This is a genomic window from Gilliamella sp. X-57 (assembly GCF_057063565.1).
In genome coordinates this window covers 90,041-102,441 of the sequence record NZ_JBXSQI010000001.1, presented here as the reverse complement: position 1 = coordinate 102,441, position 12,401 = coordinate 90,041, and the positions used below count along the sequence as shown (strand labels likewise).

Below are 12,401 nucleotides of genomic sequence, written 5' to 3'. Positions count from 1 at the left end.
TTAATCAGATTTAATTAAATAGTAGTCAAAACAGTTAGGGCAATATTTTTCTAGCCAATTTTTGGCTCTTGCACTAATAAAACAGCCTAGTATTTCAATTCCCATAAAAAAATCAGAATCATCAAGTTCGTTGCCAACAAAAGTAATATATTCCGAAGGGTTTTGCATATCGATAAGTTTATTTTTGTTTAAATGAATTTGGCTTTCTATACTAGACAAGTAATAATCTGGCATATCCTGATTTAATTTTACATCATTAATGCCATCAAAAATTAAATCCACTGGTTCATATAGATCATCTAAATAATCAGTTATATCTTTATTCACATCCCATTTTGTCCAATCAAGATTAATAATTTTCTTTTTTTCTATTTCATACAAAAATTTAATGCCTTTTAATGAGGAATTTTCGATTAGTTCTTTTATTTCTTTTGTAAAAATAAAGTTATTACTTGAAAAATAAGCTTTTGGAGTAAAAGGTCCGGTACGTTCGATAGCAATAGACTGCTTATTTTCATCCCAAGGTGTTAACCCTGTCCAAAGTATATCGCCCCAGTCGCCCCAAGGGGCGGTTTTATTTTCAATTAAGAATAGGAAGCGCTGATCTTTTGATTTCATGATTATGTACTTTTACATTGACACCCAAATAAACGTGTTATGGCACTAGAAATGACAGCCTATATTCCATAGATCACTTAAGCTTTTTGTCAGACAATTAATTTATTTTTTTATCAATGCTTATAGCACCACAAAAACGGTTGCATAGTTATTACATACGCTGCTATATTTTTGTTAAAACATGGTCAAGCAAAAATCACTATCTATGAAACGATACTCTAGCCAATTGCCAGATTTTTTACTGTATCCTTGTAATATAAAATTATTCTCTTCAAGCGATATTTTCTGAATATATTCAAAAAACTCTAATTCATGTTTGAATAACGTTTTCTGTTCAAAGCGATTATTCAAATGATTAACGATAAAAACATTTGCTTCAAAAAATGACCAATTAAAAATCGATAAACAAACATTAGTTATGCGTTGTTTTGTCTCTAATTGGTAAACTGATGCAAAATATATCTTAATTTCATGAGAAAATATTTTAGTATCCAATATATTGCAATCAGCTGTTTCTATATGTTGTATATTCATTTTTTAGCAGCTTAGTTTGTTTTAAATCAACAATATTATCGTAAATATCTAAAACGCTTGTTACCTAATCATATAGAAGAACGTGATTGGTATAATATTACTTTATCTGGCGATAGCATTGAGTCAATTAAGAAGATTTGCTTTTTTAACTTATCTTAATTTACTATCAGCGACGGTTTATTAAGCTTTATAGTTAACTCTTTGATACATTCATTCGCCATTTTTTTATATTGTATCGCATTTTCTTCAGAATAGTTTTCATCCACCATTTTTTCAAAATCTGCAAGTGTACCAAAAAAGTTCGTTGCTTGAATTGCAAATGCTCCATTAGCCCAACAAGCAAAAATAGTTTGCGACTTATCTTCATCAGTTTTACGATAAGCTATATTCTGTATTTGATCTATATCCAAATGTATGCCACGACCAACAGATAAGTTTTCGGGTAATGATGTGATTTTGGTTGACTGTATATTTAAATGCTCACCAACAAATAAATTTTTAGGCAATGCTTGAATTTCTGTATTCGCTAGACTTAAATACCCGCCTACAGATAAATGTTCTGGTAATGTTTGGATTTTTGTATTTCTTAAATTTAAATAACCACTAACAGAAAATTTTTCGGGTAGTTGTTTGATGTTTGTATTTCTTAAATCTAAATCACCACCGATTGTTAAGCCTTCAGGTAATGATTGAATATTTGTATAGGCTAAATCAAGATCGCCACCAACAAATAAGTTTTCAGATAATTTGTTGATCTGACTATTGATTAAATATAAATCCCCACCAACTGATAAATTTCTTGGTAGTATTTCAATTTCTGTATTTTCTAGATTTAAATTACCACCAACTGATAGGTTATCAGGTAATTCTTTGAGCTCTGAAAAGACAAGATCTAAATCGCCACCAATTGATAAATTTTCTGGTAATGATTGAATGTCTGTATTTCCTAGATATAAATCACCGCCAATAGATAGATTGTTAGGCAGTTCTTTGATATGTGTAAACGATAAATATAAACTACCACCTACAGATAAATTGTCGGGTAATAATTGAATTGCTGAATCTGTTAAATCTAAATCACCACTAACAGAAAAATTTTTAGGTAGTGCTGCAATTTTTGTATAAGCTAAAACCAAATCGCCGTTAATCAATAAATTATCGGGTAATACACAAATTCCTTTTTTTGTTAAATTTAAATTATTATTAACTATGATTTTATTATCGTTAATACAGTATTTTACGCCTTTTTTGTTTAATAACTCCAAAAACTTTTCCATTATATCTCGCATAAATAATAAAGGTTGTTATAATTTTATTCTTATTCTGATATTAATATAAAATTACATATAATTACTACATTCGTGTTCTAAATCAAGCAGTAAACTTTCAGCATCAACAACTGGGGTATTAGATAGACCTGGAACTGAGAAAATACCGACTTGAGTCCCTTTTGATGATAATTTAGGCAACAAATCATCCATTATATAATCAAGCGATAATGCTTTTGGTTTGTAATTCTCCCAACCATCTATAGCACAATTTGCAGCATATTCACGAGCTGGCCATAATATAAGAACTTCACTATTGTCACCATTTATGCCACTCAAGGCAAAACCATCATAATCCAAAACCCAAGCTTTTTCGTTATCAACAATTCTTTTTATAGAATAAATGTATCTCTCTTTGCTGCCTTTATTTGACATAGCTTCGATTTCTTTGGCTGATACTTTCATAATTAGTCCTCGTATTTTTTGCTTACGTTTGGTAAGCATAGGTAATAATAATTATCATGTCAATGTTGAAAATTTGTATAAATTAGAGTATTGAAATACAGTATATTGATATCCGTATTTTTTATAACCTATTAAATTTTAAAATAAAATTAAATTAAAGAGTGATTTAAAATGACTGTCCACTAAAATGAGGACAGTTCACATTATTTGGTAGTATTCGGCATTATAGTCATTTTGCCGATCTTATTGGGGTAATCAAGGAAGGTTGTTTTTTTACCTTATCTTAATTTACTATCGATGACGGTTTGTTAAGCTTTGTAGTCAGCTCTTTAATACATTCATTCGCCATTTTTTTATATTGTATCGCATTTTCTTCAGAATAGTTTTCATCCACCATTTTTTCAAAATCTGCAAGTGTACCAAAAAAGTCCATTGCTTGAATTGCAAATGCGCCATTAGCCCAACAAGCAAAAATAGTTTGCGACTTATCTTCATCAGTTTTACGATAAGCTATATTCTGTATTTGATCTATATCCAAATGTATGCCACGACCAACAGATAAGGTTTCGGGTAATTCTTGAATTTCTGTCGATTCGATGTTTAAGTGACCATCAACGGATAAGTATTCAGGTAACCTAGTCATTTTGGTAAATTTCAAATCTAAGTCACCTTTAATAGAAAAGTGTTCTGGTAATGCTTCTATTTCTGTAAATCCTAAGTATAAACTCCCACCAACTGATAAGTTTTCGGGTAGCATTTTGATGTTTGTCACTGTTAAATTGAGATCACCTTGGACAGATAGGTTTTCTGGCAGTGCTGTTATTTTTGTTTTTGCTAAATTTAGACTACCACTAATCGAAAAATTCTTAGGTAATGCTTTGATTTCCGTATTTGTTAAATATAAATAGCCACCAATAAGTATATTTTCAGGTAATTTTTTAATTTCTGTATTTGTTAAATCTAAATCACCACTAACAGAAAAATTTTTAGGCAGTGCTTCAATTTTGGTATGAGTTAAAATCAAATCCCCGTTAACAAACAAGTTTTCAGGTAATGCTTTAATTCCTTTATTTCTTAGATTTAAATTACCATCAACTGTGATCTTATTGTCTTCAATGAGGTACTTTATACCTTGTTTATTTAGTAATTCTAAAAATTTTTTCATAATTTCTCTTTAGCGATAAAAACTGTTTTAAATAGACTGCATTAATGCGGTTAACAACGGTAAATTTTACTACTACAGATTTTTGCTTAAAAATGGAAAGATCTTTTTTTGACCTTCCCATTTTGGATTAATCCAAAAAATCATCATTTTCAAGGTAATAAATAACAGCATCTAATAAATCTTTTTTTGTAGCATTAGGATGATGTTCAAGTTTATTATCGATAATGGCTTGAAATGTCGGATATTCTAACCATGGGTTATATTTATCAGGTGTATCATCCATTTCATCAAATTCATCTTCCGTCTCTGCAAAGTAATAATTGGCATTTTTAATGCAATTGATCTCATTTATAAATTCAGGTTCCACAAAAAAGCGCCATGGTTCATCCAGATTTTTATAAATACGGAATAAATTTTCAATTCCTCTTATAGTTTTCATTCATAATCTCCAATTATTATTTACAATAAATTGTATCTGGCTATTTTCTGCAATCATCACAACCATCATTTTGATTTATTTAATCATTCCACTCTAAATTGACTTGCTCATCATAGCATGGTGGAATTTCTTTATCTAGAACAGGTAAATATTCGCCGTTTATTATATTATATGCATGTTTTCTATAAGGATACTTAGATATTATATTTTTAATATCATCATACAAATTTTCTTTTTTTAACCAGACGTTACCACATTCACCACACCCAAAAAATGGAGGGATATCTTCAATATAAGATACTATACCCGTACATGTTTCTTTAGGGCATCTTAACCCATTAACAACAGGGATTTTTTTATTGTCTAGGTTAGTTAACTGCATTGGATTAAAAGCATAACTCATAAAACAATAAGGGCACTGTATCATAATGAATTTCATGTTTTTTTCACGAGAAACTAAGATGAATCGGTCTTGCTCCTCTGATGCTATAAATGCTTTATTACAATTATCGCAGAATAAATTCATACCGACCTCTTTTAATTAGTACCAAATAAGGGATATTCTTTTAGGATACTTGTGTAAATCTTTATTATTGACGAAATAATGGGTTTTTATGATGTACAACCATATTATCAGCCAATTTTCCTTCCAAATTATTACAAACGTTAATAACTATTTGTAGCTTACTTCACATTGACCAATCACATCAAAAATATGATCATAAGTACTTAAAACATAATGTTCATTTTGTTCCTTATCAAATACTTTATCGAAACAAGATTTTTGTACCAGCTGATATTTTGATTCATCAATCATCGTAATAGTTAAACTTTTTATATTTTTAAATTTAAAACAGATTAAAGCCTCGCCTTCTAATCCTCTGCTGGGTTGGCAATGTGGTAACCACAAAGAAGCTACTACCTTTAATTCCAGTGGAAACATATCAAATATGATGTCTTTTAATATTAAAGCGTCTCTTCCATATATTTCTCCATAGATTGTTTCAATTGCCTGATTGTTTACTTCTGGTATTTTATTTTTCTCCTATTTCGACTATTCCCAAGCTGTCGTCATGTAGTTTAATTATTATTTTTAATTGACCGATAAACCGAATGAAAACAACAGTGCTAAAACTGATGCTTTTTTATCCTCGAAACCAAAAGCCGAGGAATTTATATCAAAGGTAAATAAAAGCTCATTTTTGTTTAACAACACAAAATGATAATCATGTAATATATCAATCAGTTCAGGCAATATTTGATAAATATCATCATTACAATCGATAACTTTATTTTCATAATATAAAAAAGCATAGGCCGACACTAAAGATAAATATAAGTACATTGATTTATTATGATAATTAAATTTTAGCGATATACATACGTCATAGTTTAAATCAGTATTATCTTCTACTTTAAATAAAGCATGGATATCATTTAGTAGACATTTATATTTTAGGGAGTTATAGGATTCCATCACGAAATGGAAATCTGGGTTGCTTAAATCGCCATATGCTTTTTGAATTGCATATAAGATCTTTTCTCTTTGAAAATGCATTAATATTAAAACTCCCATTTTATGGAATACTTATGTACTTCACTTTTGCAATCCACATGAACGCTGGTTTTAGTTTGCACGTTCCCATTAGGCTCAGTCTCAACCAAACTATTTTTACTCAAACCGCTATAAAGGATCACTTAATAAATTGTGCTAATTACTCATCACCACATATTCATAATTAGCATATTTTTTTTAGGGTTATTTCATACCATCATATTCCCAATAAAAACTACTGGCTAATTTATCCAAGGCTTGTATTTCATCAGAGGGATTTATCAAAGCAAGCTGCTGATCTATTGTGCGTCTAACCTTATTCCAATCGTATTGGTATAGTAACAACATTTTATATAATTTAGGTTGTTGTATTCTGTTGTTATTTAAATTCATTATCCCTTCTGGAGTAGCAATAATAATTGAATAAATATCTGTTTCATCCTTTCCTGTAATACCAATATTCATTTCTAATAAGTAAAATACTGCATTGTCTTCTGGCTTCCATCGCCAAGGATCATGTATATCTGGGGACCAGTAATGTTTCACTTCAAATTTTTGTTGCCTAATTTTTAATTTATTCATGATATATCGCTTGAGATTTTGCTAGATATGGCAACCCGATAGAATTATTATTAAATCATATCGCCGTGTTGCCAGTTAGTTATTGTTTATGTTGATTGCTCAAAAGTCATATATGTATTTTTATTTTCATCTAAAAATATATATAAATAGGATATATCATGGCTAATTTGGGTTATATCTAATTGACCTATAAAAATTAACGGTTTGTTATCTACGGTTGGCCAGTTTGGGGATTGAAGCCATTTAGGTCTATTTTTTAAGAATTTAAAATCTTTCTTAATTTCTAATTTTAACGCTCTTTCCAATTCAACTCCAACTTTATCCCGATGTTTATTCATAATTAAATTAAAGTATGGTTCAGTTAAATTTAACCAGCTTGGCTGAATTTTCATAAATAGATCATACTTTTTTTTATGTTCATTATTTAGCGAGAAGTTAATATTTCTTTTAGTAAGAAACTTTGAAAGTAAATCTTTACTATTGATTTCACCTGATGGCAATAAAATATCAATTTCAATAAGATATAAAAATGCGTTTTTATATCTGTTGGTATAGGGGGGAATTTGATGCTCTTCAGATAGAAGATCTTCAATATCCTTATTATAATAAAGTTCTTTTTGAAAATCCTGCGGAGAAAGTGTGCCTGCCAAATAGCTTTTTATAATATCGATAGAGTTCATTTTTTATTACCTTTTGGGTATCGCAACAGAACAAGGGCAACATTTCTTTTTTCATGTGACTCAATTTTAATTGATTAAATTTTGAGATCTTCTTTTGAAATGTTATCTCTATTTTTCCTTATATAATCAATAATAATCATATATTAATTGATGACGATAAACAAATCACTCATTATGCCAATTCAAAAAATGACGCTCTTTAATGTATTGGATATCACCGCAGGCGGTAAGTCAGCTCGCTGATAAATTATAGTGCTTCCACTACAGAAGTGTATTTCAATTTGTTCTATATTATCTATATGGTTTACTGTATGCTCAGGCAATAGTTGGATAATATTAGCTGGTAATAAAGCATTAAAATTTGTTTTCATTATTCCATAAGTATCATGGATCGCGATACCACTAACTTCATGGTTATCTTCAGATAAATTAATGAGTTCATAGCCACTATGTTCTTTTTTATCAAGACCTATTTCTATATCAAAAAGTCCGATTTTAGCTGTGTACAAAATGGCTGATTTCATTGTTTCTATTTGGCAATGTCGAAAAAAAGCATGTTGCGCTAAAGCAGGCAGGCATTTTAAAAAGCCGCCATTGTTAATAATATCAATAAGATCAATATTTAATCTTTCCATATTTCACATTCTATCTTTTTTATTGTTCCAGTTTTTCATTTATCATAAGCATAAAATAAAAAGTGAGGTAGTGATCAAACTGTATTTTTGATAAATTAGATAATTTATCATTGTTCACTTTTACTCAATGAAGACGCTCAGCCGAAAACTCGCTTTAACACTGTTAGCTATCGAAATGATTGCACAATCTTCAAAACAGGATATTGAGAATATTCTCTTTGCAAATTATCTTGATAAAGATGGTCAACCTTTAACATATACAAATATCTATGATGATGCTATTCAACCGTTTTTATTAGGTTATTTTATTGATATTAAATTGAAAGGCTATTCTAATCAATATTTAAAACAATATGTTAGTGCTTTATATGATGCACCTATTACCATTATAGGGGACGAAGATATTTTGCATGCATGCCCTTGTTGCCATTATTTAACCTTAACTCATCAAGGACAATACGATGTTTGCCCATTATGTGATTGGGAGGATGATGGTACACTAAGTACTGAATTAGAGCATTATAGTTCAGTTAATCACTCGACATTAAGCAAATATAAAGTAATGTTCGATAAAAAACAAAAGGCTACTTTGATGAATATTCCGTATAAATTAGCTAATAGAGATTTATAATACTTGCATCAAATCTAGATTTGATTATGCAATAAATTAACCACGCTTTTTGGGATTAACATATAAAAGAGTGCTTAGATGACAAAAATATTGGCGTTATGGAATAAACAAACGTTACCTATAAAAGACGGGATTTACTTTTCTACTGGTGAATCGATATCCCTTTCAGCCCAGTTTTATCCCCAATTGTTAATTAAAAAAGGGAAACCATTCAACCTTAATCTTTTTTTGGATAAAGATCCTGATAATATCACTAATATAGATATCATCCAAAAAATCACCCAAACAAATGGTAATAAATGCTTTTTAGGTGAAGGAAGCTATGGCTCGGAAGGTTTTATCGCCTACTTAACACCTAAGGATGATTTAAAATGGGTGATCTATTTCGAAACATCAAACCCATTCATTAATGCAATTGAATTACCCAATCACTTTCTTAGGGTGGAATCAAGTGCCAATTTCAAAATAGTAATTGAATTAAATAACCCATTTAATCTTATTTTAGTTAAATAAGTTTTGTTATATTCTTTTTAAGTCATATAGATAACACCGAAAGACCTCATGAAGCATTAAATAGTCTGCTATCTACTAAAACAGGCAGGGTATTTACTCAACTGTGCACTTTTTCGATCATATTTCTGTAAAAAATATTCAGGATTCTATGCCGTTTGGCGGTTAATTGAGACTTTGCCGTATCTATTGGCTAAAACCTATGATACTAACGAATCAATCAAACATTCACAAAAGCTACTAGCCGACAAAAGAATGGGAAAGCTGAAAGAAATGTCATTTAATGAAGATGTGAGGCTTATTTTTTCGGTCATATTTTTGTAAAAAATATTCAGGATTCTATGCCGTTTGGCGGTTAATTGAGACTTTGCCGTATCTATTGGGTAAAAACTATGATAACTAACGTATCACCAAACATTCACAAAACCTGCCCGACCAAAGAATGGGAAAACTAAAAGTGATAGGTACTTTAATGAAGATGTGAGGCTTATTTTTTCGGTCATATTTTTTGTAAAAAATATTCAGGATTCTATACCGTTTGGTGATTAATTGAGACTTTGCAGCATCTATTGGTTAAGACCTATGATACTAACGAATCAATCAAACATTCACAAAAGATGCTAGCTAATAAATGAATGAAAAAGCAGAAAAATATGCTTACTTTCATGGAGATGTGGCATAATCAGCAAATAGTTAGTGATGTAAAAAATAGAAAACAAAACTTAAGCGATTTTTAGTAAAACGCCGTGTAAGTGTTAGCGGATTAGTTTAATCATGTGGTGTAAACCATCCAGCGGTTTCCTATATTTAATTTGATGATTTTATAGTGTGGAAAAGAGGGTATTGTTGATGGAAAAAAACAAACAGCAGGTTGTGGATTTATTAATATCTCATAGTCAAATTTTGGTTAGATCAAGACCATACAGTGAAGAATTATCGCAATGGGGCAAACAAAATATCGAACAAGGTGTCGTTATGCATCACGATTATGTTATTTTTGATCCATTACCTGATGATGCTTTCGGTGCGAATGTCGTTTTAACCTTAGCAGATAGTTTTATAATGGATAATCAAACCCAACGTTGCATTGTTGTTCCTTTTTATACACATCCTGACAATGTGATTGAAGTTGCCTCGGCGACAGAAAAATTTACTGTTAACCTACAATTAGATGCACCATTATATTCACTATATTATGAAATTTGTGAAGGCGATGAAGTTTTTTATAAATTTACCTTTGTACCTGCACTTGTGCCGATTACTGCTCACTACATTATTGATGACCAATGGGGTGGTCAAAAAGGGAAAATGCTTCAATCAGGTAGAGTATAATGCCAACTTCAACAGGTTTAGCGCTAATCGGGACATACTCGCCACAAAATTAATCGAGATTAATAAATGGAAAAGAACAATCGCCAAAATATAAAAAGCTATATTATTGAAGACGAAGGCATAGCAATAGATATTATGTTGGATAGTTTTAGCCAACAATGTATCCCGATTATTTATCTAGAATCCTTTGAGTCTGATAATAAAATGCAAAATAATATCGATTTTATTAAATCTCACCAAGTCGAACTACATCACATCATCAATAATGAAATCACGGCTTATATTACTCAAGTTTATAAGCAAGATGGCGGTAAAGTATTATCGCAAATTTCACTCATTAAAATTTACTTATTACCAGAAAAGGATGAATATGGCTTTATGTTTGCCTGGTCTGGCGATAGTGAACATGGTATCGGCGTTAAATTAAAAAATCTTTCAATGATAAAAATAGGTTATGCTGAAACGGCCTTTTTATAAAAGTAGAGATTATATTCGCAATATTATAATGATCCAAAATGATATAGGAGTATTAGGAACATGCTTATTAAAGAAAATCTTTATTCAATAAACGATATAATCGACTATATGAAAAATAGTCTTGAACGAGATGATGATTTTTGTGTATATGGCATTGAAGACAAAGCGTTGGAAAATCAAGAAAGCTATTATATTGATGACTATCCTGAAGTCGATGATGATGGACAAGAAATTTACCCTCCTCTTGTACGGCAAAAGCATTTACATTATCTCTATTCAGGTCAACAATTTGCTGATGTTGTTGATGTTGTCTTAGATCAAAAGCCGTCAGCCACGATAGATGACTTTATTCAATCATTAAATTATTATGCAGAAAATGATAATTTTTTAGAGCTGTAACGCAACAAGTAACAGGAAATATTATCAATTATAGCTTCATCAATAATGAAAGAATAAAATATGTGTGAACTAAAACAGCTATGTAACGATCTACATTTACCACTCGGTGATAAATTCACTCAAGATTGGGCGTATGAACTGCCCGATCAGTATCGAACGCAAACATGGCTCGATAAATACCTCTATGCTTATGTTAATTCAACATATTCAAAGTTACAAAAGCACATACTCATGACTTTATTACTTGATGTGGCCAATGATTTATTATCATCTGGAATTAGCGCGTCATCGCCAAAAATTAGCCAAGTATTAGCGCTTTTATTTCATAATCATGATGATTATATGGATCTCATTGATTATTGGTCGTTATCTGATGAGCCTATAGAAGACTGCTTTGCATTAACGCCTGAAATAAGAAAGTTAAAACGACGATTAAATAACAAATGATAAAGACTATTTACCCTAGTTACTTATTTTAAAACAATCTAAAACAAAACTATTTAGTTCCCAATTTTGTATCAGAGCAAACAACTGCGTTAAGATTGGTTTAAAATGATAATAGAAGAATAGCCGATTAACTTTTTGAACTGGATTATGCAGAAAAATAAAATGATTAATGGATATAAGTTTGTTAATAATAAAATTTAATTAAAGTATAGGATGATTTTGCCTAGAAATATAAATCATTATGTTTGTTTATCGAGATGATTTACTGGTTTTAAATTTATTTAATGATCAATTTATGGTTATATACTGCATTTAGCAATCAAGATAATCAACTTTTCCCATTATTTTACCGTGCTTAGCTAAAGAGGTGTCAATGCAACGAACAACGAATATCTCTGATGACGAATTAGAATTGATACAAATGCGATGTAATAACGCAACTAAAGGACCTTGGGTGTCTTATGTTGAGGGTAGAAATCATACTAGTGGCGGTAATTTTATCATGACAGGCGGTAACAATAATCGAGGCGAAGACATTGAGCTTATTGGCGCTACTATTGCCGATCAAGAATTTATTGCTCATGCACGACAGGATATACCAAGATTAATTAATGAAATTAGAAGACTAAAGCAGTTACTTACAGATATTAAGTCATCATAAATA

The 12,401-nt window shown here is 30.3% G+C and carries 19 protein-coding genes; 7 read left to right on the top strand and 12 right to left on the bottom strand.

The genetic code is table 11. The annotated features are described in order from the left end of the window. The 12 genes from ACYIAL_RS00480 to ACYIAL_RS00425 all read right to left on the bottom strand — a co-directional run bounded on the left by ACYIAL_RS00480 (position 1) and on the right by ACYIAL_RS00425 (position 7,941). Complete coding sequence (locus tag ACYIAL_RS00480) at positions 1-618, bottom strand: hypothetical protein (RefSeq protein WP_483747093.1); 618 nt, start codon at positions 616-618, stop codon at positions 1-3. A 174-nt stretch (positions 619-792) separates the two neighbouring features. After that, positions 793-1,152, bottom strand: coding sequence for a hypothetical protein (locus tag ACYIAL_RS00475; protein WP_483750662.1), 360 nt, complete (start codon positions 1,150-1,152; stop codon positions 793-795). 155 nt (positions 1,153-1,307) lie between these two features. Beyond that, a complete protein-coding gene (locus ACYIAL_RS00470; RefSeq protein WP_483750661.1) occupies positions 1,308-2,429 on the bottom strand; it encodes a leucine-rich repeat domain-containing protein in 1,122 nt (373 codons plus the stop codon). A gap of 63 nt (positions 2,430-2,492) precedes the next feature. Beyond that, complete coding sequence (locus ACYIAL_RS00465; RefSeq protein ID WP_085164754.1) at positions 2,493-2,885, bottom strand: DUF2750 domain-containing protein; 393 nt, start codon at positions 2,883-2,885, stop codon at positions 2,493-2,495. A 283-nt stretch (positions 2,886-3,168) separates the two neighbouring features. Next, complete coding sequence (locus tag ACYIAL_RS00460; protein WP_483750660.1) at positions 3,169-4,050, bottom strand: hypothetical protein; 882 nt, start codon at positions 4,048-4,050, stop codon at positions 3,169-3,171. A gap of 127 nt (positions 4,051-4,177) precedes the next feature. Continuing rightward, the gene (locus ACYIAL_RS00455) at positions 4,178-4,489 is read right to left on the bottom strand and encodes a DUF7716 domain-containing protein (RefSeq protein WP_483750659.1); all 312 of its coding nucleotides are present in this window, start codon (positions 4,487-4,489) and stop codon (positions 4,178-4,180) included. A gap of 79 nt (positions 4,490-4,568) precedes the next feature. Further along, complete coding sequence (locus ACYIAL_RS00450; RefSeq protein ID WP_483750658.1) at positions 4,569-5,015, bottom strand: hypothetical protein; 447 nt, start codon at positions 5,013-5,015, stop codon at positions 4,569-4,571. Positions 5,016-5,162: 147 nt separating this feature from the next. Next, positions 5,163-5,432 (bottom strand): hypothetical protein, encoded by a 270-nt coding sequence (locus tag ACYIAL_RS00445; RefSeq protein WP_483750657.1) that lies wholly within the window; start codon positions 5,430-5,432, stop codon positions 5,163-5,165. A 150-nt stretch (positions 5,433-5,582) separates the two neighbouring features. Continuing rightward, positions 5,583-6,047 carry a hypothetical protein gene (locus ACYIAL_RS00440; protein WP_483750656.1) on the bottom strand — a complete coding sequence of 155 codons (465 nt, stop codon included), beginning with the start codon at positions 6,045-6,047 and terminating at the stop codon, positions 5,583-5,585. A 201-nt stretch (positions 6,048-6,248) separates the two neighbouring features. Next, on the bottom strand, positions 6,249-6,626 hold the full coding sequence (locus ACYIAL_RS00435) for an Imm8 family immunity protein (RefSeq protein WP_483750655.1): 378 nt from the start codon (positions 6,624-6,626) through the stop codon (positions 6,249-6,251). Positions 6,627-6,712: 86 nt separating this feature from the next. Then, the gene (locus ACYIAL_RS00430; RefSeq protein WP_483750654.1) at positions 6,713-7,306 is read right to left on the bottom strand and encodes a hypothetical protein; all 594 of its coding nucleotides are present in this window, start codon (positions 7,304-7,306) and stop codon (positions 6,713-6,715) included. Between the two features lie 182 nt (positions 7,307-7,488). Continuing rightward, a complete protein-coding gene (locus ACYIAL_RS00425) occupies positions 7,489-7,941 on the bottom strand; it encodes a hypothetical protein (protein WP_483750653.1) in 453 nt (150 codons plus the stop codon). A 127-nt stretch (positions 7,942-8,068) separates the two neighbouring features. Between ACYIAL_RS00425 and ACYIAL_RS00420 the strand changes: the two genes are divergently transcribed. The 7 genes from ACYIAL_RS00420 (at position 8,069) to ACYIAL_RS00390 (ending at position 12,398) form a co-directional block, all read left to right on the top strand. Then, on the top strand, positions 8,069-8,572 hold the full coding sequence (locus tag ACYIAL_RS00420) for a CPCC family cysteine-rich protein (RefSeq protein ID WP_483750652.1): 504 nt from the start codon (positions 8,069-8,071) through the stop codon (positions 8,570-8,572). 78 nt (positions 8,573-8,650) lie between these two features. Then, complete coding sequence (locus tag ACYIAL_RS00415) at positions 8,651-9,085, top strand: hypothetical protein (RefSeq protein WP_483750651.1); 435 nt, start codon at positions 8,651-8,653, stop codon at positions 9,083-9,085. Positions 9,086-9,931: 846 nt separating this feature from the next. Next, the gene (comJ, locus tag ACYIAL_RS00410) at positions 9,932-10,414 is read left to right on the top strand and encodes a competence protein ComJ (protein ID WP_483750650.1); all 483 of its coding nucleotides are present in this window, start codon (positions 9,932-9,934) and stop codon (positions 10,412-10,414) included. A gap of 66 nt (positions 10,415-10,480) precedes the next feature. Continuing rightward, entirely contained in the window at positions 10,481-10,891 is a 411-nt protein-coding gene (locus ACYIAL_RS00405) for a hypothetical protein (RefSeq protein ID WP_483750649.1), read from the top strand. A gap of 60 nt (positions 10,892-10,951) precedes the next feature. Further along, positions 10,952-11,290, top strand: a complete 339-nt coding sequence (locus tag ACYIAL_RS00400) for a DUF7716 domain-containing protein (protein ID WP_483750648.1) — start codon at positions 10,952-10,954, stop codon at positions 11,288-11,290. A 60-nt stretch (positions 11,291-11,350) separates the two neighbouring features. Continuing rightward, positions 11,351-11,737: a hypothetical protein gene (locus ACYIAL_RS00395; RefSeq protein WP_483750647.1), complete on the top strand. Its 387-nt coding sequence runs from the start codon at positions 11,351-11,353 to the stop codon at positions 11,735-11,737. Between the two features lie 373 nt (positions 11,738-12,110). After that, a complete protein-coding gene (locus ACYIAL_RS00390; RefSeq protein WP_483748010.1) occupies positions 12,111-12,398 on the top strand; it encodes a hypothetical protein in 288 nt (95 codons plus the stop codon). Positions 12,399-12,401: the final 3 nt, after the last annotated feature.